This is a genomic window from Hominilimicola sp., assembly GCF_046972485.1.
Classification (GTDB): domain Bacteria; phylum Bacillota; class Clostridia; order UBA1381; family UBA1381; genus Hominilimicola; species Hominilimicola fabiformis.
In genome coordinates this window covers 1-22,009 of sequence record NZ_JBKVWU010000032.1, presented here as the reverse complement: position 1 = coordinate 22,009, position 22,009 = coordinate 1, and the positions used below count along the sequence as shown (strand labels likewise).

22 protein-coding genes and 1 riboswitch are annotated in these 22,009 nt (G+C 39.6%); of the genes, 7 read left to right on the top strand and 15 right to left on the bottom strand.

From position 1 onward, the window contains the following. Positions 1-139 precede the first annotated feature (139 nt). The gene (locus tag ACLTU0_RS05445; protein ID WP_412321605.1) at positions 140-976 is read right to left on the bottom strand and encodes a hypothetical protein; all 837 of its coding nucleotides are present in this window, start codon (positions 974-976) and stop codon (positions 140-142) included. Positions 977-1,128: 152 nt separating this feature from the next. Between ACLTU0_RS05445 and hpt the strand changes: the two genes are divergently transcribed. From hpt to ACLTU0_RS05430, 3 genes are read left to right on the top strand one after another with little or no spacing between them, the layout of a single operon-like run. Continuing rightward, on the top strand, positions 1,129-1,662 hold the full coding sequence (gene hpt / locus ACLTU0_RS05440) for a hypoxanthine phosphoribosyltransferase (RefSeq protein ID WP_308455906.1): 534 nt from the start codon (positions 1,129-1,131) through the stop codon (positions 1,660-1,662). A gap of 1 nt (position 1,663) precedes the next feature. Continuing rightward, on the top strand, positions 1,664-3,340 hold the full coding sequence (locus tag ACLTU0_RS05435) for a B12-binding domain-containing radical SAM protein (RefSeq protein WP_337600595.1): 1,677 nt from the start codon (positions 1,664-1,666) through the stop codon (positions 3,338-3,340). Continuing rightward, a complete protein-coding gene (locus tag ACLTU0_RS05430) occupies positions 3,319-4,260 on the top strand; it encodes an AEC family transporter (RefSeq protein ID WP_337600597.1) in 942 nt (313 codons plus the stop codon). Before ACLTU0_RS05435 ends, ACLTU0_RS05430 begins: the two co-directional genes overlap by 22 nt. On the opposite strand, the gene ACLTU0_RS05425 is transcribed toward ACLTU0_RS05430, so the two are convergent. The 8 genes from ACLTU0_RS05425 to recJ all read right to left on the bottom strand — a co-directional run bounded on the left by ACLTU0_RS05425 (position 4,257) and on the right by recJ (position 12,870). Further along, positions 4,257-4,673 (bottom strand): putative ABC transporter permease, encoded by a 417-nt coding sequence (locus ACLTU0_RS05425; RefSeq protein ID WP_117965288.1) that lies wholly within the window; start codon positions 4,671-4,673, stop codon positions 4,257-4,259. The two genes, ACLTU0_RS05430 and ACLTU0_RS05425, sit on opposite strands and share 4 nt — an antisense overlap. Before the next feature lie 59 nt (positions 4,674-4,732). Then, positions 4,733-5,158, bottom strand: a complete 426-nt coding sequence (locus ACLTU0_RS05420) for an EamA family transporter (protein WP_117965286.1) — start codon at positions 5,156-5,158, stop codon at positions 4,733-4,735. Positions 5,159-5,327: 169 nt separating this feature from the next. Next, entirely contained in the window at positions 5,328-7,253 is a 1,926-nt protein-coding gene (gene gyrB, locus ACLTU0_RS05415) for a DNA topoisomerase (ATP-hydrolyzing) subunit B (RefSeq protein ID WP_022231005.1), read from the bottom strand. Between the two features lie 43 nt (positions 7,254-7,296). Then, positions 7,297-7,542: an extracellular matrix regulator RemB gene (remB, locus tag ACLTU0_RS05410; protein ID WP_022231006.1), complete on the bottom strand. Its 246-nt coding sequence runs from the start codon at positions 7,540-7,542 to the stop codon at positions 7,297-7,299. Next, the gene (recF, locus tag ACLTU0_RS05405; protein WP_117965284.1) at positions 7,542-8,636 is read right to left on the bottom strand and encodes a DNA replication/repair protein RecF; all 1,095 of its coding nucleotides are present in this window, start codon (positions 8,634-8,636) and stop codon (positions 7,542-7,544) included. Before recF ends, remB begins: the two co-directional genes overlap by 1 nt. After that, the gene (locus ACLTU0_RS05400; protein ID WP_022231008.1) at positions 8,637-8,867 is read right to left on the bottom strand and encodes an RNA-binding S4 domain-containing protein; all 231 of its coding nucleotides are present in this window, start codon (positions 8,865-8,867) and stop codon (positions 8,637-8,639) included. Between the two features lie 24 nt (positions 8,868-8,891). Then, the gene (locus ACLTU0_RS05395) at positions 8,892-11,060 is read right to left on the bottom strand and encodes a RelA/SpoT family protein (RefSeq protein WP_412275383.1); all 2,169 of its coding nucleotides are present in this window, start codon (positions 11,058-11,060) and stop codon (positions 8,892-8,894) included. A gap of 97 nt (positions 11,061-11,157) precedes the next feature. Further along, positions 11,158-12,870 carry a single-stranded-DNA-specific exonuclease RecJ gene (gene recJ / locus ACLTU0_RS05390; RefSeq protein WP_337599627.1) on the bottom strand — a complete coding sequence of 571 codons (1,713 nt, stop codon included), beginning with the start codon at positions 12,868-12,870 and terminating at the stop codon, positions 11,158-11,160. A 146-nt stretch (positions 12,871-13,016) separates the two neighbouring features. Here recJ and ACLTU0_RS05385 point away from each other — a divergent pair, with 146 nt between their 5' ends. Continuing rightward, positions 13,017-13,169 carry a hypothetical protein gene (locus tag ACLTU0_RS05385; RefSeq protein WP_308455913.1) on the top strand — a complete coding sequence of 51 codons (153 nt, stop codon included), beginning with the start codon at positions 13,017-13,019 and terminating at the stop codon, positions 13,167-13,169. Between the two features lie 43 nt (positions 13,170-13,212). Here the strand turns inward: ACLTU0_RS05385 and prfB are convergent. The 6 genes from prfB to ACLTU0_RS05355 form a co-directional block, all read right to left on the bottom strand. Then, positions 13,213-14,332 (bottom strand): peptide chain release factor 2 gene (gene prfB, locus ACLTU0_RS05380; protein ID WP_303672447.1). Its coding sequence is split into 2 segments (ribosomal slippage): positions 13,213-14,256 and positions 14,258-14,332, totalling 1,119 coding nucleotides; the frame shifts between segments, so codons are not numbered across the junction. A 26-nt stretch (positions 14,333-14,358) separates the two neighbouring features. Continuing rightward, on the bottom strand, positions 14,359-15,084 hold the full coding sequence (locus ACLTU0_RS05375) for a tRNA1(Val) (adenine(37)-N6)-methyltransferase (RefSeq protein ID WP_308455914.1): 726 nt from the start codon (positions 15,082-15,084) through the stop codon (positions 14,359-14,361). Beyond that, complete coding sequence (gene fabZ / locus ACLTU0_RS05370) at positions 15,084-15,545, bottom strand: 3-hydroxyacyl-ACP dehydratase FabZ (protein ID WP_022231014.1); 462 nt, start codon at positions 15,543-15,545, stop codon at positions 15,084-15,086. The genes ACLTU0_RS05375 and fabZ overlap by 1 nt, the downstream gene beginning before the upstream one ends. A gap of 21 nt (positions 15,546-15,566) precedes the next feature. Then, positions 15,567-16,592, bottom strand: coding sequence for a rod shape-determining protein (locus tag ACLTU0_RS05365; protein WP_022231015.1), 1,026 nt, complete (start codon positions 16,590-16,592; stop codon positions 15,567-15,569). 87 nt (positions 16,593-16,679) lie between these two features. Continuing rightward, positions 16,680-17,489: an amidohydrolase family protein gene (locus ACLTU0_RS05360; protein ID WP_412321604.1), complete on the bottom strand. Its 810-nt coding sequence runs from the start codon at positions 17,487-17,489 to the stop codon at positions 16,680-16,682. Positions 17,490-17,587: 98 nt separating this feature from the next. Beyond that, complete coding sequence (locus ACLTU0_RS05355; protein ID WP_022231017.1) at positions 17,588-18,877, bottom strand: cation:proton antiporter; 1,290 nt, start codon at positions 18,875-18,877, stop codon at positions 17,588-17,590. A gap of 267 nt (positions 18,878-19,144) precedes the next feature. Beyond that, a riboswitch (THF riboswitch) is annotated at positions 19,145-19,244 on the top strand. 89 nt (positions 19,245-19,333) lie between these two features. Here ACLTU0_RS05355 and ACLTU0_RS05350 point away from each other — a divergent pair. The 3 genes from ACLTU0_RS05350 to ACLTU0_RS05340 all read left to right on the top strand — a co-directional run. Next, positions 19,334-21,007 carry a glutamate ligase domain-containing protein gene (locus ACLTU0_RS05350; RefSeq protein ID WP_412321603.1) on the top strand — a complete coding sequence of 558 codons (1,674 nt, stop codon included), beginning with the start codon at positions 19,334-19,336 and terminating at the stop codon, positions 21,005-21,007. Positions 21,008-21,018: 11 nt separating this feature from the next. Further along, positions 21,019-21,819, top strand: coding sequence for a dihydropteroate synthase (gene folP, locus ACLTU0_RS05345; RefSeq protein ID WP_412321602.1), 801 nt, complete (start codon positions 21,019-21,021; stop codon positions 21,817-21,819). A gap of 15 nt (positions 21,820-21,834) precedes the next feature. Next, positions 21,835-22,009, top strand: a 175-nt coding sequence (locus ACLTU0_RS05340; RefSeq protein WP_412321606.1) for a dihydroneopterin aldolase, incomplete at its 3' end; no start/stop codon positions are given.

Genomic DNA, 22,009 nt, shown 5'->3' with positions numbered 1-22,009 from the left:
GGCAAGCCGTATATCGAAGATAGGCTTGCCTGTTATTTGTTATAGCTATAATTTAAAGTATAAAAATAATATTTTGCACGTTCCGGACAATTTGTCGACGTCTGAGAGTGGAATTTTGAGGTAACTTCCCAATTCCACTCTATTTTCTTTTTACAAGTGCAGCGATACACGCGGTAAGTCCTATCAATCCAAGCGATATGACAAGCAAGAGTATCGGTATTGAGATATACGATTTTACAAAATCATCATTATTATTGTCCACATTATTTATATTCCAATTCATTTCGTTGTAAGTTTTAAACGGCGAATACAATCGAACTTCATCGCTTGTCGGCAAATCTTCACCCATACCAAGACGCATTAATGAATATCCGTTTTCGGTGTTTTGCAGAATTGCAAAACTGTATTCGGGTGTTCTTGTGTCACCTTCGTAATAAATGTCACCGAAAACAACAAATGTAACACCGCCGCCAATATCATAAACGCCTTTTATATCAACAATTTTCGTCGCAAAATAAACACCGAAACCGCCGATATAATAATAGTAACCGTCATTGTAACAGAAACCGCGTTCCAAAAGCTCATTTACAGGTGGTTTTTCGGGTGTTATGCGGAAAACTCTCGTCATAATATAATCGATATAATCACTGTTCACAAGTGTAACATTGTTATAACCCAAATTACTGCTGTTTCCCGTATCGGCGGGAATGTCGGTGAGGATTTGAAAATTTTTGTGAGTGTAAAGCACATATTTGAAAAGTTTGTCATAGTTATAATTTCTTATATTAAACCGCATAACATCAGCACAGGCGGTAAGGGTTTTCGTGATTTCCTGCTTTTCCGAAACTGACAGCTCATTTACTATGTTCGTAAAAGGGTAATCTGCTATGATTTCATCATTCGTTTTTGTGGGCATGGCAAAGACGGTATTGAACATAAGTGTAAGGATTGGTATAAAAAACAGTATTTTCTTCATAGAAAACCACGCCTTTCTCGATTTTTTTAACTAATAGTTACTTCATAAAAATATTATTTCCGAAAATTCGTTTTTTTTTCGCATTTTCTATTAAAAAATTCAAAAATATATGTTATAATAAAAATATCATACTAAAAAGGGGAATATTAATAATGATAAACGAAGTACAGGAAATATTGATTAATGAAAGCGAAATTCAAGAGAAAGTAAAATATTTGGCTGAGCAAATAAATAAAGATTATGCCGGTAAGGATATTGTACTTATGATTATCCTAAAGGGCAGTGTTGTTTTTTCGGCTGACCTTATGCGTTATCTTAATGTAAACGTTTCGCTTGACTTTATGCAGGTTTCAAGCTACGGAAGTTCGTCTGTTTCCGGTGAATTGAAGATTTTGAAAGACGGACAAATTGACGTAAACGGTAAAAATGTAATTATTGCGGAAGATATTATTGACAGCGGAAATACGCTAAGCGCACTTGTAAAGCTTCTAAAAAAGAGAGGTGCAAACGTTGAAATCTGTACACTTCTTTCAAAGCCTGCAAGACGTGAAACACAGGTTGACGTTAAATACGAAGGTTTTGAAATTCCTGACGAATTTGTTGTCGGCTACGGTATGGACTATGACGAAAGATTCAGAAATTTGCCATACATCGGTATACTAAAGAGAGAAGTGTACGGTGGTTGATATGAAAGCACTGCTTGTTGCAGTTAATGCAAAATATATTCATACTTCGCTTAGTGTACGAACGCTTAAAGCATACGCAAATTCTGATAATGTTGAGATGGCGGAATACACGATTAATGAGAGAGTAGAGGACATACTGCGTTCGATTTTTTTGAAAAAAGCGGACGTGGTTTTGTTTTCGTGCTATATTTGGAATGTTGAGGTCTGTCTTGATGTTGCCGATATGCTGAAAAAGGTTTCGCCGGAAACAAAGATTATTTTCGGCGGTCCGGAGGTCAGTTTTGACGATACGGAATATATGCAAAAGTACGATTTTATTGACGCGATTATGCGCGGCGAAGGGGAAGCGACTTTTAAAGAATGGCTTGAAATCGGTGAAATGGCGGACGGAATTACCTATCGTGAAAACGGCGAGATAATACGAAACAAAGACAGAGAGCTTATTCACGACATTACGTCAATTCCGTTTCCGTATACGGACGAAGATATTGAAAAAAACAGCGGCAAGCTGATATACTACGAATCAAGCCGCGGTTGTCCGTTTAGGTGCAGTTATTGCCTTTCGTCAACAACGCATAGTGTGCGTTTTAGGGATATGGACGTCGTGAAAGAAGAATTGATGTTCTTCGTGCGACATAATGTGAGAATTGTTAAATTTGTGGACAGAACGTTTAATGCGGACAGAAAACGTACTTGTGAGTTGGTGAAGTTTTTAATCGACAATGCAAAAAATACGACTTTTCATTTTGAAGTTGCGGCGGACCTTATAAATGATGAACTTGTCGAATTGTTCAAAACCGCGCCGGAAGGACTTTTTCAGCTTGAAATCGGTGTACAGTCAACAAATGACAAAACGATAAAGGCAATAGACCGAAAAACCGATTTTGAGATGATAAAACGTGCCGTAAAACTCGTGCAAAAAGCAGGCGGTGTACATATGCACCTTGACCTTATAGTCGGATTGCCTTTTGAAGATTTTAATTCGTTCGGTAAATCGTTTGACGATGTGTTTAATCTTCGTCCCGATGTACTTCAGCTTGGTTTCCTAAAACTTTTACGCGGAACGAAAATAAGAAGTGAAGAAGAAAAATACGGTTACCGATATAACTCAAAACCGCCGTATGAAGTGCTTAAAAACGACTTTATTTCCTATGAAGATGTGCTTTTGTTAAAGGGGATAGAGGAGGTTTTTGAACGGTACTACAACAGCGGTGTTTTTAAGGGTGCAATGGAATATTTGCTTGAAAAATATAATTCACCGTTTGAAATGTTTAAAAATTTGTGGCTGTTTTACGACGGAAACGGATACAATAAAGTCGGACAATCGCGAAATTCTTTGTATGAAATATTGTCGCATTTTTGTGATGATGAATTGTTTTGCGATATTTTAAAACTCGATTATTTTACATACAACAAGGGCGTAAATTCGCCGAAATGGTCGCTTACAAAATACGACAGGTCAATTTTAAAGACAAGATTTGATATATTGACAGATGAATTTATTGCAGAAAATTTGAGTGAATATGCAGATATTCCGACAAAAGAAACAGTCAAGTATTTGCAGTTTGAAACATTTGAATATGATGTTTTGTCGGATTGTGAAAAACGCAGAAATATAATAATTTTCGATAATAAGTATAACAGAAGGATAAGGGTATGCAAGGATTTGAAACAATAATAAACAGTATTATTAAACTCGGAATTGCAATGCTTGTCGGGTTTGTGTGCATAAAGACGGGTTACATAACGAAAGAGCAAAACAACGGACTTTCAAAAGTTATCGTGAGAGTGACGCTTCCGATACTCATTATAACTTCGCTTACAAGCCTTGAATTTGATACACAAAAATTGAAAAATTCGATTTATGTGTTGCTTGTGTCGATAGTCGCGGTTGCGTTTCTGTTTGCAGTCGGAACGGTCATGTCAAAAATAAGTAAAATGGATAAATCGCGAGCGATAATGCACCGATGTATGACGTGTTTCGGTAATGTTGTGTTTATGGCATTTCCGCTTATACAGGCACTTTACGGTGCAGAGGGACTTTTATATGCGGCGATTTATGAACTTGCAAACGATACTTGTCTTTGGACGCTCGGCGTGTATCAGATGAAGTCGATAGAGGAAAAAGAAAAATCGTTTATGGGAAGTATAAAAAATCTTGTAAATCCCGGAACGATTGCGTTTGTTGTCGCATTTGTGATGATGGCATTCGGACTGAAATTCAGCGGTATATTCGGGGAAGTAATGACCGGTATCGGCAGTACAACAACGTATTTGTCGATGTTCTTTATAGGCGGTACGCTTGCACTTGTTGATTTTAAGCATATATATAAACGTGTGTGGCTGTTTGTATTGACGGCGGTTAAGATGGTTATTATACCGATTATATTGATGTTTGTTTTAAAACCGTTTAATCTCGGTGAAATGGTTACGGCGGTTATCGTACTGCAAGCCGCAATGCCTGCGTCAACCATACTTGTAATACTCGGTATGGAATATGACGGCGATGTGCTTTATTGTGCGGAGGGTGTGTTTATAACGCATCTGTTGGGACTTTTGACGTTGCCGTTTGTGTATTACCTTATGAGCGTGATTTAAAATAATTTGTAATGCGGTTTTTCTTCGTTGAAAAACAGGTAACGTATATAGTCGTCAACGACTATACAGACAGGACTTAGTAAAAACCATAAAAACATATACGGCAGACATATCTGCCCCATAATATTGAACGGCAAATCGTAGTAATCCCATACGTTAAGATTTAGCAATAAATTAAAAATACACCCAAAGATAAATTCCATTAATGTTATGATAAATGTGCCTATCAGCATTTGTATTAACAAAGGAATATCCCAGGTGTATTTTTTGTTTATAAGTCCTAAAAGTACAAAGCATATTCCGCCCAATATAAACATACTCCAGTGCGAATATCCGCGCCAAAGCATTTCAATCAAGACGTATACTATGCCGCCGAAGGAAAATAAAAAGAAGTATTTTAAAACACTTGCCATACAATATCAATCCTTTCAGAAGATATGATATTATTATATGTAGGGCAAGTGTTTTTTAATCAAAGAATCATTACAAAAGTACCGGCTGTTATAAGAATACCGCCCATAACCGTCTTGAATGTCAAGTCCTCTTTAAGAATTACAAAGGCAAGTATCATTGATATAACAACACTGAATTTGTCAATCGGAACTACTTTTGACGCATCACCGAGTTGAAGTGCTTTGTAGTAGAATAGCCAAGAAAGACCTGTGGCAATTCCCGAAAGTACAAGGAATATCCAGCTTTTTGCGGTTATATCCTGTATTCCGCTTTGTGCGCCTGTCATAAAGACAATTCCCCATGCCATTATAAGTACAACGATTGTTCTTATTGCAGTGGCAAGGTTTGAGTTTATGTCGCTTATTCCGATTTTTGCAAGTATTGAGGTAAGTGCAGCGAAAAATGCCGATAGTATTGCGTAAATTACCCAACTGTCTTTAAACATTTTAATTCATCTCTTTTGTATTGCTTTTGTATGTGATAATGAGTCACTCGCAGTCGGCGAACGTAGGGAGCGGCACCTCGATGTCCCAAAAGCCACCCCACAGTCAGCTGTGCTGACAGCTCCCCTCAATGGGAGCGCCTTGTAGGGGCGATCATTGGTCGCCCTATAATTAAATATCAAGGTTTGAAACATATTTCGCGTGTTTTTCAATAAACTCACGACGCGGTTCAACCTTATCACCCATAAGTATTGTAAATGTTTCGTCCGCAATCATTGCGTCCTCGATATCAACCTTTAACATAGTTCTCTTAGCAGGGTCCATTGTGGTTTCTTTAAGTTCGGCAGGGTCCATCTCACCCAGACCTTTATAACGCTGAACTTTTGCACCGGGTCCCATTTCGGCTATAAGTCTGTCACGTTCATCGTCCGTAAACGCAAACTTTTCAACAAGGTTTTTATTCTTACCCTTGAACACCTTGAAAAGCGGCGGTTGTGCGATATACACATTACCGTTTTCGATAAGCGGACGCATATGTCTGAAGAAGAATGTCAAAAGCAATGTTCTGATATGCGCACCGTCAACATCGGCATCCGCCATAATAACGATTTTACCGTATTTTAAATTATCGATATTGAAATCATCGCCGATACCTGTACCGAGTGCCTGTATAATAGGCAACAACTTTTCGTTTGAGTAAACCTTGTCAATTCTTGATTTTTCAACATTAAGCATTTTACCCCAAAGAGGAAGGATTGCTTGGAAACGTCTGTTTCTGCCTTGCTTTGCGCTGCCGCCGGCACTATCACCCTCGACTATAAACAATTCTGCGTAATCCGCACCCTCATCGGTACATCTTGCAAGTTTACCCAAAAGCGAAGAATTGCTGCTTGAGTTTTTACGCGATGCCTCACGCGCCTTTTTTGCGGCCTCACGAGCACGTGACGCGGTCAAAGTCTTTTCGATAATAATTTTTGCGATTTTAGGATTTTCCTCAAGGAATGCAGAAAGCTTATCGTTTAAAGCATTTTCAACAAGAGCTCTTGCCTCACTGTTACCAAGCTTTGTTTTCGTCTGACCCTCAAACTGTGCCTCGACAACCTTAACGCTGATTACTGCGGTAAGTCCTTCACGAGTATCTTCGCCCGATAGGTTAGGGTCTTTTTCTTTTAGTAAATTATTCTTTTTTGCGTAGTCATTTATGACACGTGTAAGACCTGATTTAAAGCCTGTTTCGTGCGTACCGCCTTCGCCTGTGTGAATGTTGTTTGCGAAGCTTAGAAGTGACTCTGTATATGATGTTGTGTACTGCATAGCAACTTCAACCATCATATCCTCACGCTGTGCTTCAAAGTAAATAATATCATCGTGAAGCGGGTCTTTGTTTCTGTTTAAGTATTGTACAAATTCCTTTATACCGCCTTCTGCGTGTAGAGTGACCGTTTCGGGATTTTCAACACGATAATCGGTAAACAGGATTTTTACACCCTTATTAAGAAATGCCTGTTCACGAAGTCTTTTTAAAAGTACATCGTAATCAAATTCAAGCACTTCAAAAATTTCGGGGTCAGGCTTAAATGTAATTTTTGTACCGGTCTTGTCGGTATCACCGATAACCTTTAGTTTACAAGTAGGCTTACCGCGTTCGTAACTTTGATAATGAACGTGTTCGCCGTCGCTTACTTCTACTTCAAGATGTTCCGAAAGTGCGTTTACAACAGAAGAACCGACACCGTGCAAACCGCCCGATACCTTGTATCCGCCGCCACCGAATTTACCGCCGGCGTGAAGAATTGTAAGTACAACTTCGACTGTCGGAATACCCTGCTGTGGGTGAATACCGACAGGAATACCACGACCGTTATCTGTGACGGTCACTGAATTGTCAGGGTTTATATCAACTTTAATTTCTGTACAATAGCCTGCAAGTGCCTCATCAATAGAGTTGTCTACGATTTCATAGACAAGGTGATGCAGACCTGCCGACGAAGTAGAACCGATATACATACCCGGACGTTTTCTTACTGCGTCAAGACCTTCGAGTACCTGTATTTGACTTTCGTCATAGGTGGTTTCAATCTTTTCCAAATCACTCATATTTTTTTCTCCCTTTATCTTAATTTTATCCATTTTGCGTGTATTATAAACCACGTTTTGCCAATACTTTTGAAGAAACGGAGGATATAAAAACTTTCGTTTCGTCTTTTTCCTTAACTACAACAAATGATTTCGGCAAATCGTCGGTTGAATTTATAATCAGACCGTTTTTTTGAGATTCGGCAAGGAAGTTTCTGCCGAGCCTTGAAACAGTCGTATTATCCATATCAAATATTCCTATTATATCTTTTGTGTTTACAACAATGTTTTCCTCAACTCTAAGGTACATTAATTTTCCTCCCTTACGACAGAGCCGTTTTTTATTTTAAATAACTTCGTATTGTCGGTGCTTTCGATAAGGTCGGTGTCCGTTGAAGTTATAAGAACTTGCTTATCGCGAATTTTCTGCGAAAGGTACATTCGGCGGTTAATGTCAAGCTCACTCATTATATCATCAAGCAGAAGTATCGGATATTCGCTTTTTATGTGATGAATATAATCGGCTTGTGCAATTTTCATTGACAGTGCAGATGTACGCTGTTGACCTTGTGAGCCGTAAATTTTTGCCTCACTGCCATTGATTGTGATGTGCAAATCATCTCGCTGTACGCCGACTTGGGCGGAGGCTAAATCAATTTCGCGTCTTTGATTTTTTTCAAGATATTCGTATATCGAATCTTTATCATCACCGCTTGCCCTCATACCCGGCATATACGATATTTGCAATTTTTCGCCCGATATTTCATTTTGTATGGCGGCTGAAAAGTCATTTATCAACTTGACAAAATCGGTGCGGTATTTGATGATTTTTTCGCCCTCTGCGGCAAGCTGTTCATTCCATACGGAAAGCATCATATCCGACTTTGCACCTTTTGCACGAAGAACTTTGAGTAAGCTGTTTTTTTGACCCAACGCCTTGTGATAGTCGATTAGGCTTGTAAGGTATCGCGGATAAAGCTGACTTACCGATGAATCGATAAACTTTCGTCTTGCGGACGGCGAACCTTTGACAAGCTCCAAATCTTCGGGTGAAAACATTACAACGTTTAGATAATTCATAAGTTTGCTTAGTTTTGTTATCTGAACGTGATTGATTTTAATGTTCTTTCTGCCGTTTTTCATAAGCTGCATAGCGGCTGTGTAATCACGTTCCGAATCGTGAAAATCAAGCGACAGACGCGAAAAATCTTCACCGAATTTTATAAGCTCTTTATCGGACTTTGCTCTGTGACTTCTGCCTTGTGAGAAAATATATACCGCCTCTAAAATATTTGTTTTACCCTGTGCATTGTCGCCGTAAATCACGTTTGTGTACGGGGAAAACTCAATTTTTTCGGAAGTATAATTTCTGAAATTCGCAAGGGACAGTGAGGAAATATACATTTATTCCGCTCCTACTTCGACTTCGACTGTCGCGTCCTCAAATTCGACCGTAACTTTGTCACCCGGACGGATTTTCTTGCCGCGCATTGTGCAAACTTCACCGTTTACCGATACGATACCGTCAAAAATCATATCCTTAGCCATAGCACCGCTTTCGGCAAGTGCGGAAAATTTAAGCAGTTGGTCAAGTTTTATATATTCGGTTGTGATGTTTATATTCATTTTTTCCATAAGACTTTATTCCTCAATAAATTATTAATTCTGTAATCTTGTTACAGATGTAACACCTTGAATTTGAACTATTTTCTTTTTTAGAAGTGCAAGATCGGAGGTGTTTCTGATTTCGACACCGATTTGTATAATTGCGATACCTTTTTTGTTTACATACGCATTTACCGATTTAAAAGGTATTTTAAGTGCCGAAAGAATGTTTGTAATTTCAAGCAAAACACCATCGCGGTCAGGTGCTTCCACCTGCAAGTTGGCAATGTATGACGTACTGCGTTCATCGTCCCACCATACGTCAATAAATCTGCCCTTGTCTTCTTCGGACATTGACTGCGGATTCATATTCGGACAGTCGCGTCTGTGAACACTTACGCCTCTGCCTTTTGTGATAAAGCCGACAATGTCGTCACCGGCAACGGGGTTACAGCAACGTGCAAGACGTACAAGACAGTTATCAATGTCTTTAACAACGATACCTTTGCTTGATGCGTGACGTTTAGCCGGTTCGGCTTGAACGGTTTTGCTTTCCTCGTTGTATACCGCCTCAAGATTTTTCTTTGCTTCAAGATTTTTGTTCAGCTTTGTCCATTCGTCACGAAGTCTGAAAACGACTTTTTGTGCGGTAAGCCCACCGTATCCGACGCTTGCGTATAGGTCGTCAATACTTTGAAAACCGTATCTTCTCAAAAGAATAGCAATCCATTCTTGCTTGAAAAGCTGTTCGTGAGTGTTGCCGATACGTCTTAATTCTCGTTCGATAAGTTCTTTGCCGTGTTCAATATTTTCGTCACGTCTTTCGCGTTTAAACCACTGATTAATCTTGTTTTTTGCCTGTGAAGTGCGACAGATTTTCAGCCAGTCACGGCTCGGACCGTGCGTATTTGCGGTTAGAATTTCAACTATTTCACCGTTTTGTACCATATAGTTGTTCGGAACGATTTTTCCGTTTACCTTTGCACCGCTCATTTTATATCCGACTTCCGAGTGTATTGCAAAAGCAAAGTCAATAACCGTACTTTTTGCAGGAAGTGAAATAACTTTACCTTGTGGGGTAAATACGAAAACTTCTTCTTCAAACAAGTCGAATTTAAGTGTGTTAAAGAAATCGTCGGTATCTATAATATTTGTCTGTGTATCAAGCAGTTGACGTACCCATTCAAGTTTTGAATCCATATCGGTTTTACCTGATATACCTTCTTTGTACTTCCAGTGTGCTGCGATACCGTTTTCGGCAATTCGGTGCATTTCCCAAGTACGAATTTGAATTTCAAAAGGTGTACCGTTAGGACCTATAACCGTTGTATGAAGTGATTGATACATATTCGGTTTAGGCATTGCGATATAGTCCTTGAAACGCATAGGAACGGGAGTGTATAAATCGTGTACCATACCGAGTACCGCGTAACAGTCAGCAACGGTGTCAACGATAATTCTGACTGCGAAAAGGTCGTAAAGTTCGTCGATTGTCTTATTCTGCGTGTACATTTTTCTGAAAATACTGTAAAAATGCTTTGCACGTCCTGTAACTTGACTTTTAATATCCATTTGGTCAAGTTTTTCACGAAGTACGTCCATAATGTCGCGTATGTACTTTTCGCGTTCGTCTTTTTTCTGATTTATGCTTTGACGAATTTCTTCGTATGCGACAGGGTCAAGGTACTTTAAAGCCAAATCCTCAAGTTCGATTTTGATTTTGGACATACCGAGACGGTGGGCAAGAGGAGCATATACGTCAAGCGTTTCTTTTGAGATTAAAAGCTGTTTTGCACGCGGCATAAAGTTCAATGTACGCATATTGTGCAGTCTGTCGATTAGCTTTATTATAACAACACGTATATCCTTTGCCATTGCAAGAAACATTTTTCTTAAGTTTTCGACCTGCTGTTCCTCACGGGTGTTGTATTTGATTTTTCTAAGTTTCGTAACTCCGTCAACAAGTTCCGCAACGCTTTTGCCGAATATCGTTTCGATATTCTCATAAGTGTAAGGTGTATCCTCTACAACATCGTGTAAAAGTGCCGCCGAAATTGCTGTTGCATCAAGCGAAAGCTGTGCCGCAATATATGCAAGCTGAACAGGGTGCTCGATATACGGTGCACCGCTGCGGCGGAATTGGTGACTGTGAGCAGATTTTGCAAGCTTATAGGCAACGTAAATCATATCTGTGTTGGCATTCGGGCTGTAACCCTTAACCATACCGATAATTTTATCTACAAGTACATCTGTATCATCAGCGTGTTGAGGTATTTTTTCCGGCGAAAGAATTACCGGCTCTTTTGCTTCGGGCATATGCTCACTTCCTTTTTATGTCTTTTAAAATTAGTTGTACGGTTTCATTCCCTTGATAATGGTTAATATCCATTTGGAATGCTATATTTACAGTATCGCCTTGATGGATAAATTCCGCAAATTCACCCATTCCGAAACCGATACAGTTTATTGTCTGATTATTTTTCACTATGCGAAGTCTTAAATGCTTGTTATCCGCACCGACAGGGGCGATATTCATAACCTGTGCGTGTGCAAGTGCGAATACGGGCTTTTCATTGTTCATACCGAACGGCTCAAGTTTTGAAAGCAGTTTTGCGTTTTCAAGAGTTACGGAACGCTCTGAAAGCGGACAGTCAATATCAACTGTCGGTATCATATCCTGTTCGGTCAATACTTCGTCTGCATATTTGTTTATCTCTTTTATGAATGAGTCAATATCGGACATATTGACGTTCAATCCTGCCGCCACTGCGTGACCGCCGAAATCAATAAGCTGTTTTTCACAATGTGTAAGTGCGTCAAAAAGGTTGAAACCCTTTATACTTCTTCCCGAACCTTTTCCGACACCGTTAGTGTGGGAAATAAGTATGCAAGGCTTGTAATACATATCACATAACCTTGACGCAACAATTCCGATTACACCTTGATGCCAATTTTCCTGTGCAAGCACGATAACTTTTTTCTTTTCAAAATTCGGATCTTTTGCAATCAGTTCCAATGCCTCGTCAAATATTTGACGTTCGGTTTGCTGACGTTCTTTATTTTCAGTATCAAGTAAAAGTGCCAATTCTCTTGCACGGCTTTCGTCATTTGTAAGCAGCAGTTCAACGGCTGTTGCCGCACTGCCGAGTCTGCCTGCGGCATTCAATCGCGGTGCGATTGAAAAAGCAATAGTTGACGCGTTTAAAGGTTTATCCAAAACACCTGCAACTTCCATTATTGCACGAATGCCTATTCTTTTTGGATTGTGCAAAATTTTTAAGCCTTTATCCACGATAACTCTGTTTTCGCCCAAAAGCGGTACAACGTCGGCAATAGTGCCGAGAGTGGCTATATCGACATATTGATTAAACACATCTGTGGTTTTAAGTCTGTTTTTAATTGCAAGAGCCAAAATAAACTTGAAAGCCACACCTACTCCTGCAAGTGCGTCAAACGGATAGTCGCAGTCGGGTCTTTTCGGGTTTAAAATAGCCGCCGCGGCTGTCGGAAGTCGGTCTTTGCAAGTGTGGTGATCGGTAATAATAACGTCCATTCCCTGAAGTTTTGCAAATTCCACTTCACCGATAGCGGTTATACCGCAGTCAACGGTTATCATAAGTTTTATACCTTGTTTGAATAGCTTGTTTACAGCCATGATGTTTATACCGTACCCCTCACCTTTGCGGTCGGGTATGTAGTATTCGACATCTGCGCCGAGTGAAAGTAAAAATTTATATAAAAGTGCGGTTGAGGTAATTCCGTCAACGTCATAGTCACCGTAAACCGCGATTTTTTCGTTGTTTTGAATTGCGTTTGTTATGCGTTCGACTGCCTTGTCCATATCAAGCATAAGCATTGGATTTATAATATCAGCCATTGATTTTCTCAGATAAGGTGCAATATCCTCACTTTCAATTCCTCTGTTTAAAAGTATGGTTGAAATAACGCGGGGAATATGGTGTTCCTTAGATATTTCGTCAATGGTTTCTTCTTTGATTTTTTTACTTTTTATATTCCAAATCTTATCTATCATATTTTACTCCAAAACGCAATTTTTTTAACATAAATACTACTTATTATTATAACATTTTTTTAAGAAAAATTCAAGTAAAACAGGGTTTTTTGAATAAAATAATCAACAATGGTTAAAATAGAATTTGAAGAAGGGAGTGAATATAAATGAGCAGTAAATTCAATAATTGCAATAACCAAAACCAACAGCAGAACCAAAATCAAAATCAAAATCAGCAACAAAACCAACAGCAAAATCAAAAACAAAACAAGAAAAATAATAACTTTAACAATCAAAAAAACAACCAAAACAATTTTTAAGAAAAAAATACGGCATTGCGGAAAATTTGCAATGCCGTGTTTTTTATTTTTTCAGAGTTCCAAGACTTGCGGCTTTAAGATAGGCGTTAATAAAACCGTTTAAGTCGCCGTCCATAACCGCACCGATATTACCCATTTCAAAACCTGTTCTAAGGTCTTTAACCATAGTGTAAGGCTGGAATACATATGAGCGGATTTGACTGCCCCAACCGTTATCCATCTGTTCACCTTTGATGTCGGAAATCTTTTCTTTCTGCTGTTGCTCGGCAAGCTCGACAAGCTTTGCTTTAAGCATTTTCATTGCGTAATCTCTGTTTTGGTGTTGAGAACGCTGTGTTTGACAAGATGTTACGACACCTGTCGGGATATGTGTAAGACGGACTGCGGAACTTGTCTTGTTGATATGCTGACCGCCCGCACCGCTCGCACGGAATGCCTCCATCTTAATATCTTCGGGACGAATATCAACTTCCACGTTGTCGTCAAGTTCGGGCATAACTTCGATTGATGCGAATGAAGTCATACGCTTGCCGGCGGAGTTGAAAGGTGAAATTCTCACAAGACGGTGTACGCCTTTTTCGGCTTTAAGATAGCCGTAAGCATTAAGACCGTCGATTTCTATTGTACAGCTTTTAATACCTGCCTCATCACCCGGAAGCGAATCGAGAACAGTTGCGGTATAGCCGTTTTTCTGCGCCCACATTTGATACATACGGATAAGCATTTCGCACCAATCCTGTGCCTCTGTACCGCCTGCACCTGCGTGGAACGTCATAATTGCGTTGTTTTTGTCGTAATGACCGCTCAAAAGGGTTTCAAGCGTCATTTTGTCAATATCCGCCTCGATTTCTTCAGTTGCCGAAACAACATCGGGTAACATACTTTCGTCGTTTTCCTCGTTTGCAAGGTCGATTAAAACAAGTGTATCTTCCCATTTTGAAACAAGGTTGTTAAACGCCTCAACCTTGTCTTTTAATTGCTTTGTTTTTTGAAGAACTTTCTGTGAATTATCCATATCGTCCCAAAATCCCGGCTGGGCGCTTTGTTCTTCAAGTTTTGTTATTTCACTTTCCGCACCTGCGATGTCAAAGTGAATCCCTCAAATCGTTTATGCTGTCTTCAAAGCCTTGCAGCTTTAGTCTGTACTCATCGTACTCTAACACATTTATCACTTCTTTCGTTTTATTTGTTAATTTCCGTAAATCTTGTGAATTTCATCGGAATAAGTACCGTCTTGATTATACACATAAAGCGGCGGCAAAAGCTTTAATTCCTCACCGCCGTCACGCATACCCTCGATTAATACCATATTCGGTACTTTATCATATGACGGATGGACGAAACGCATACGCTTCGGCTCTATTTTGTATTTACGCATGGCACACATAATGTCTACAAGTCTGTTAGGTCTGTGAATCATAAAAAATCTGCCTTTCGGAATAAGCAGTTTTGCACTGACGTTTATAACGTCATCAACAGTACACATAACCTCGTGACGTGAAATTGATTTTGTGTCAATATCATTTTGATTACCGCTGCCGCACTTCATATACGGCGGATTGCAGGTTATTTTGTCAAAACTGTCACGACCGTATATAGAAACGGCGGTTTTTAAATCGCCGCATTCTATGGAAATACGATCTTCAAGCTTGTTATGTTCCACACTGCGCTGTGCCATTTGTGCAATCTCTTCCTGTATTTCAAGACCGAAAATTTTCGGTGTGTTTGTTTTTGCGGATAAAAGCAAGGGTACAATACCTGTACCTGTGCATAAATCAAGTGTTTTTTTAGACCTTGTTTCCTTTGCAAAATCGGATAATAAAACAGCGTCAATACCAAACTTGAAACCGTTTTTCTTTTGGATTATGAAAAGACCGTTTTGCAAATCGTCCAAACATTCATCATCTTTTATCATCAGTCCTCGTTTGCAATGTTGTCAACAACCGCAAAGCTGATTTCGCCTGCTGCCGCAACTTGACCGCCTACTGTTGCTTTTACGTTTGCTTTACCCATTCCGTGACGGTAAGTAACCAAATCAGCGTGAAGCTCCAATGTATCGCCCGGAACTACCTGACGGCGGAATTTGAAATTGTTGATACCTGTGAATACACCGAGTTTACCTCTGTTTTCGGGCATTGACAAAAGCATTACAGCACCGACTTGTGCAAGTGCCTCTGTAATAAGTACGCCCGGCATAATTGGGTTACCCGGGAAGTGACCTGTAAATTGAGGTTCGTTTGCCGTTACGTTTTTGATACCTGTTATGCTTTTGCCTTCTTCAAAATCAACAATTTTGTCTATAAGCAAAAACGGATAACGGTGCGGAAGAATTTTTTGGATTTCTACGTTTGTTAGTGTGATTGGTTCGTTTTTCATAATTAATATATCCTCTCTTTTTTAATCTCTGATGTATGCTTTTTTGTGGAATATATGAGTCGGCTCGGTAACTGTGTCGATATTGTCAAGTGCAATTCCCGCACCTTTTGCAACGCAGTCGATTATATCCGGTGCAAGCACCACTTTGACGCCGATGTCGTCCGAAATACGCTTGTCCAAACCGTAAATCAAAGAACCGCCGCCTGTCATTATTATTCCGTCTTGTATAATGTCACCGTGAAGTTCGGGAGGTGTTTCTTCAAGCACTTCCTTAATTCTCTCAGTCATATTATAAACAAAATCATCAAATGCGGGGTATAGGTCGTTTGAAGAAATAGTTACTTCTTTCGGAAGCCCCGAAAGTACGCTGATACCTTTTGCTTTGCATAACAGCTCATTTGAACGCGGTATAACACCGCCGATTTCCATTTTAATTCTTTCGGCTGTTCGCGGACCGATAATCATACCCATTTCTTTGCGCATATAACGAATAATCGCCTCGTTAAATTCGTCACCGGCGATTTTCAGCGAACGGCTGACAACGATACCGCCAAGCGATAATACTGCAATGTCGGTTGTACCTCCGCCTATGTCCACAACCATAGTACCGTGCGGACGTGAAATATCAAACCCTGCACCGAGTGCTGCCGCAACAGGTTCTTCGATAATGTAAATATCTTTTGCACCGACATCTCTTGCCGCCTCAATTACGGCTCTTTGTTCAACGTCCGTAACACCGCTCGGAACGCACATCATTATGCGTGGGTGACCGATTGTTCGTGAAAATATTTTTGAAAAGAAATGTTTAATCATTTCCTGTGTAAGCGTAAGATTTGAAATTACACCGTCAATAAGCGGACGAACGGCCTGTATATGCGGCGGAGTTCTTCCGAGCATTGCGAGTGCGTCTTTGCCTACGGCACAAACTTCGTTTGTTTTGGTGTTTACCGCGATAACGGTCGGCTCACGCAGTACAATGCCCTTGTTTTTGATATAGACAAGCACCGTCGCAGTGCCTAAGTCTATACTTATATCATTATTGAACATATTTCTGCTCCTAAATTAACAAAATCGGACTATACGCAAAATGCTTATAGCCATATACTATTATTATATCGTATTATTCGTTTTAACTCAACCTATTTTCAGAAGTTTTTTCGCATTTTTGTAAAAAATATTGTTACAATCTTCCTCTGAAAGAGGTAAGGCAGATAAATGTTTTGCCATTTGACCTTGCTTTTCCCAAGGTGAATCTGTCGCGTGAAGTATTTTTTCACTGCCGTGATTTTTGATTATGCGTAAAAGCTGTTCATCTGTGATAAAGTTAAGCGTAAAGGCTGTGTCGAAATATATCGGTGTGCCGACAAGGTATTTTTCGACATCGTCCCATAACTTCCAGCCGCCCAAATGTGCGGCAACGATTTTGTCGCCTTTAACGTAGTCAAGAACGTGAGAAAGCCTTTCGGGAGTACAGTGAACAGGCGGATCGATACCTATATCTTTGCCCGAATGAAGTACGGTTATAAGGTCGAGTTCCTCACATTTTTTCAGAATTTGTATTGATTCTTTGCTGTCGATGTAAAATTGTTGATATTCGGGGTGTAGCTTGATACCTTTAAGCCCTTTTTCTTTGATGTCATACAAAACACTTTCCCAATCCGATTGCATAGGGTGCAGACTGCCGAGTGAATAAATACCGTCAATACCGTTTATTGATGCGGCGAAGTTATTTATTGTTGTTGATTGCTTTACGTTCGTGGCAATCGGAAGTACAAGCGATATGTCAACGTTGTTTTCACGCATTGACTGCTTGAGTGCGTCAAGTGTACCGCGTAGTTCGGCTTTGTGTGGCCTGTATTCTTCTTTGATGTTCGATTCAAGTAATTTTATCGTTTTGTCCGCTATTTTGTCTGGAAAAATATGTGTATGAAAATCTGTCAGCATTTTAAATATCCTTTCGTTTGATTGATTATATTATAGCATAAAACAGTATATAATATCAAGAAAAAAGAACCGATTTTATTGTCGGCTCTTTAGTGGTGTTATTTATGAATTTCCTTCATTTCTTCGTGCATATTTGCGGCGTTTTGAGTAATTTTTTCAAGGTCGTTTCTTTCCTCAACCTTATCGACAAGTGATGATGCCATAGGAACGTCCGCCTCACGGCTTGCCTGATATTTATATGCAAGTTTCAAAAGTATCGGTGTAACGATGGTTGTTGCAACAACGACAAGTACAAGCGGTGCGAAAAATTCGTCTTTCATAAGTCCCATTGACATACCCTTTGTGGCAACGATAAGTGCAACTTCACCTCTTGAAATCATACCGATACCGATTTTAACAGATTGAAGATTTGTGTATTTGCATATCTTGGCACCAAGTCCGCAACCAATCATCTTTGAAAGAATTGCGACTACAAGCAATAATACGGTAAGTACTACAACCGTTGCAGACATATTGCTGAATGTTACTTTAAGACCGACGCTTGCAAAGAATACCGGTGAAAGAAGAACGTATGAAACCGTATCAAAACGGTTTAGCATATACGAAGTTTTTTTGTTGTTTGAAAGGATAAGACCTGCAACGAAAGCACCTGTAATATCACTTACACCGAAGAAATATTCGGCGGAGAATGACATAAGCAAACAGAATGCAAATGCAAGAATTACGAAACGTCTTAAATCCTTTTTGTATTTGTTAATCCACGGATTGACAAACTTGATGAAAAGAAATGCCACAACTCCGCAGAATATGAAGAAACCGAGTATCTTCAAAAGTATTACCCACAGAGAAACGTCACTGCCGGCAAAGCTTGAAATAACAGTAAGTGCAATAATACCGAGTACGTCGTCTATAAGTGCCGCACCCAAGATTGCGTTACCTGTTTTTGTCGAAAGTTTGCCGAGTTCTTTAAGTGTTTCAACTGTGATACTGACAGATGTTGCGGTTAGAACGACGCCGACAAATATGTTTTGCAGCATTGTCTGTTGGTCGGTTACCGGGTTGTAGATCGTGGCTACAAAGTATCCGCCGATAAGCGGTACGATAACGCCGAGCAGAGCGATTATAAACGACGCAAGACCTGTCTTTTTCAGTTCCTGAACGTCTGTTTCAAGACCGGCTGCGAACATAAGTACGATAACACCGATTTCGGCAATGTTCTTGATAAAATCGGTTTCCTGCAAAACTCCGAAACAGGCAGGACCTAAAAGAAGTCCGGCGATAAGAGCACCGACTACCTGTGGCAGTTGGATACGTCTTGTTAAAAGTCCGAGGATTTTTGTACTTATCAAAATAAGTGCAATGTCGAGTAAATATTTGTAAGATTCCATTGTTGTTGCCTCCTATATAAATAAGTATTAATTTTTTAAATCTAAGAATTAATTTTACTCCTATAAGTGCATTTTATCAAGACAGCAAAAAAAACAAAATTAATAAAATTTTTTGTCTATTTTTCTACTTTTAGGACAGACGGTGTGAATTTGATTAAAATATAATTGCAATTAGGCGTGAAGTGGTATATAATATAAATATGCTGCAGACAAAACCGTTGCAGTTTTGTCTGCTTTATTTTGTTGACAGGCTCAGCATTAAAAAATAACAGAGTAGATTCGTGTGCGTGAAGTGCGGAGTGAACGGGGAGTTGTCACTTTGACGAAAAGCCTTAGGCTTGCGGTATACGGATTGCATCCCGCTGATTTACGGTAGAGAATATTATTTAAGCTCCCTATGGCAAGGGAGCTTTTTCTTTTTAACGGGACGGCTTTGTCTGAAAGGATATGAAGTTGATGAATTACAAAGAGGCAAGAGAGTACATAAAAAAAGCCTCGCAATATGGGATTGTTCCGGGATTGGATAATATATCAAATCTCTGCGATAAACTCGGTAATCCGCAGAATGAACTTGAGGTTATTCACATCGCCGGCACTAACGGTAAAGGAAGTGTAGGTGCTTTTGCCGAACAGATTTTGATTGAGTCCGGCAAGAAAGTCGGACGATATGTTTCACCGTCGGTTTTTGATTATCTTGAACAGTTTCGTATAAATGCAGAAAATATGAGTGAGGACAGATATGCTTATTATATAAGCCGTATCAGTGAAGTTGCGGACAAAATGACTCCGCACCCTACACCTTTTGAAATGGAAACGGCGGCGGCATTTTTGTATTTTAAAGAAGAACAATGTGACGTTGTTTTGATTGAAGTCGGTATGGGCGGACGTGAGGACGCAACCAATATTATTCCGAAAAGTCTTGTGTCGGTGATAACTCCGATAAGTATGGACCATATGAAATTCCTTGGCAACACGCTGGAAGAAATCGCATATCAAAAGTCGGGTATTATAAAAAACAACGGACTTGTCGTTACGGCAAAACAGGAAAATTGTGTGATGAATGTCATAGAAAACGAGTGCTGTGAAAAAAATGCACGGCTTATAAAAGCCGACAATGTGACGGAATATGAAATATCGCTTGACGGTGAATATCAACGCGAAAATGCCGCCGTTGCGGAAGAAGTGTGCAGGCATATTGACGGTGTGAGCGAAAATGATATAAAGAACGGTTTAATAAATACGGTATGGCACGGCAGGTTTGAAAAAATATGCGATAAACCTGAATTTATAATTGACGGCGCACATAATACTGACGGTGCGAAAAGGCTCAAAGAAAGTATCGGAAAGTATTACGGCAATCGAAAAATCGTGTATATAACAGGTGTGTTTGCGGATAAGGCATACAAGCAAATTGCTGAAATAACCGCACCGCTTGCACAGAAAATATACACGATTACACCGAACAATCCGCGAGCGTTATCAAACGAAAAATATGCAAGTGCAATAAGTGAATATAATCAAAATGTTGAGGTGGTAAGTCTTGATACAGCACTTAAATTGTGCCTTAATATGACGGACTGCGTTGTTATTGCGTTCGGTTCATTGTCATTTTTGGGTGAATTGAAAAGAAAAACGGACGACATAATAAGTATGCGAAAATGCAACAATATTTTGAAGAATAAAAATTTTCGTGACATTCTGTCAAAAATAAATTCTGCCGAAAAGGACAGAATTTACTGCAATCACGGAATTGACCATCTTTTAGACGTTGCAAGAAGTGCGTATATTTTGAATTTGGAAAACGGACTTAACATACCGAAAGAGATTATATACGGTACGGCTTTACTGCACGATATAGGACGGTATGAGCAGTATAAAAACGGCATAAATCATCACAAAGCAGGCGGTGAAATTGCGAAAAAAATACTTTGTGAATGTGGGTTTGCAAGTGATGAGATTGAATATATGGTTGAAGCGGTAAGGGCGCATAGGGAAATACCCGAAAAAGCGGAAACACTCGGCGACATTATTGCGATTGCGGATAAGAGAACACGTTTGTGTATGATGTGCAACGCAATAGATACCTGCAAGTGGAGCGAAAATGAGAAAAATACAGATATAGTGTTGTAAGGGGGATAAAAATGATAATAGGAAACAAGGAATTCGGAAATCATACATATGTAATGGGTATATTGAATGTGACGCCCGATTCATTTTCGGACGGAGGTAAGTTTAATAATATTGACAGTGCTTTAAAGCATACCGAACAGCTTATAAATGACGGTGCGGATATAATTGATGTCGGCGGTGAATCGACAAGACCGAATTATACAAAAATCAGTGATGAAGAAGAAATTGAAAGAGTTGTGCCTGTAATAGAAAAAATCAAGGCTGATTTTGATGTGCCTGTTTCGATAGACACATATAAAAGCAAGGTAGCCGCGGCGGCTGTCGGAGCAGGCGCGGATCTTGTAAATGATATATGGGGATTGAAATACGATAAGAATATGGCGGAAGTGATTGTAAAATCGGGTGCGGCGTGTTGTCTTATGCACAACAGAGAAAGAGCAGAATATAATTCCTTTGTGGAGGACGTACTTGACGACCTTAGAGAAACAATAGCCATTGCGAAAAAAGCGGGTATTGCTGACGATAAAATAATACTTGACCCCGGTGTGGGTTTTGCGAAGTCGTATGAACAAAATCTTATTATAACGAATAACGTAGACAGACTTAACGAACTCGGCTACCCTGTTTTGCTCGGTACGTCAAGAAAGTCAATGATAGGCTTGACGCTCGATTTGCCGTCAGATCAAAGAGTTGAGGGGACTGTTGCAACATCGGTTATAGGAGTTATGAAAGGCTGCAGATTTGTAAGGGTACACGATGTGCTTGAAAACAAACGTGCGATACTTATGACCGAGGCAATAATAAACAGCTGATAAAAGGAGCGGAAAATGGACAAAATATCTATCAGAGGACTTGAAGTTTTTGCAAATCACGGTGTTTTCAAAGAAGAAAACGTACTCGGACAAAAATTTATCGTGAATGCGGAGCTTGTGTGTGACACAAGAAGTGCGGGCCAAGAGGATAATCTTGAAAAATCGGTGAATTATGCAGAAGTGTGTAATC

Coding starts and splice junctions, on each gene's coding strand:
- ACLTU0_RS05445 (WP_412321605.1), bottom strand. CDS start 976: ATGAAGAAAATACTGTTTTTTATACCAATCCTTACACTTATGTTCAAT.
- hpt (WP_308455906.1), top strand. CDS start 1,129: ATGATAAACGAAGTACAGGAAATATTGATTAATGAAAGCGAAATTCAA.
- ACLTU0_RS05435 (WP_337600595.1), top strand. CDS start 1,664: ATGAAAGCACTGCTTGTTGCAGTTAATGCAAAATATATTCATACTTCG.
- ACLTU0_RS05430 (WP_337600597.1), top strand. CDS start 3,319: ATGCAAGGATTTGAAACAATAATAAACAGTATTATTAAACTCGGAATT.
- ACLTU0_RS05425 (WP_117965288.1), bottom strand. CDS start 4,673: ATGGCAAGTGTTTTAAAATACTTCTTTTTATTTTCCTTCGGCGGCATA.
- ACLTU0_RS05420 (WP_117965286.1), bottom strand. CDS start 5,158: ATGTTTAAAGACAGTTGGGTAATTTACGCAATACTATCGGCATTTTTC.
- gyrB (WP_022231005.1), bottom strand. CDS start 7,253: ATGAGTGATTTGGAAAAGATTGAAACCACCTATGACGAAAGTCAAATA.
- remB (WP_022231006.1), bottom strand. CDS start 7,542: ATGTACCTTAGAGTTGAGGAAAACATTGTTGTAAACACAAAAGATATA.
- recF (WP_117965284.1), bottom strand. CDS start 8,636: ATGTATATTTCCTCACTGTCCCTTGCGAATTTCAGAAATTATACTTCC.
- ACLTU0_RS05400 (WP_022231008.1), bottom strand. CDS start 8,867: ATGGAAAAAATGAATATAAACATCACAACCGAATATATAAAACTTGAC.
- ACLTU0_RS05395 (WP_412275383.1), bottom strand. CDS start 11,060: ATGGTTAAGGGTTACAGCCCGAATGCCAACACAGATATGATTTACGTT.
- recJ (WP_337599627.1), bottom strand. CDS start 12,870: ATGATAGATAAGATTTGGAATATAAAAAGTAAAAAAATCAAAGAAGAA.
- ACLTU0_RS05385 (WP_308455913.1), top strand. CDS start 13,017: ATGAGCAGTAAATTCAATAATTGCAATAACCAAAACCAACAGCAGAAC.
- ACLTU0_RS05375 (WP_308455914.1), bottom strand. CDS start 15,084: ATGATAAAAGATGATGAATGTTTGGACGATTTGCAAAACGGTCTTTTC.
- fabZ (WP_022231014.1), bottom strand. CDS start 15,545: ATGAAAAACGAACCAATCACACTAACAAACGTAGAAATCCAAAAAATT.
- ACLTU0_RS05365 (WP_022231015.1), bottom strand. CDS start 16,592: ATGTTCAATAATGATATAAGTATAGACTTAGGCACTGCGACGGTGCTT.
- ACLTU0_RS05360 (WP_412321604.1), bottom strand. CDS start 17,489: ATGCTGACAGATTTTCATACACATATTTTTCCAGACAAAATAGCGGAC.
- ACLTU0_RS05355 (WP_022231017.1), bottom strand. CDS start 18,877: ATGGAATCTTACAAATATTTACTCGACATTGCACTTATTTTGATAAGT.
- ACLTU0_RS05350 (WP_412321603.1), top strand. CDS start 19,334: ATGAATTACAAAGAGGCAAGAGAGTACATAAAAAAAGCCTCGCAATAT.
- folP (WP_412321602.1), top strand. CDS start 21,019: ATGATAATAGGAAACAAGGAATTCGGAAATCATACATATGTAATGGGT.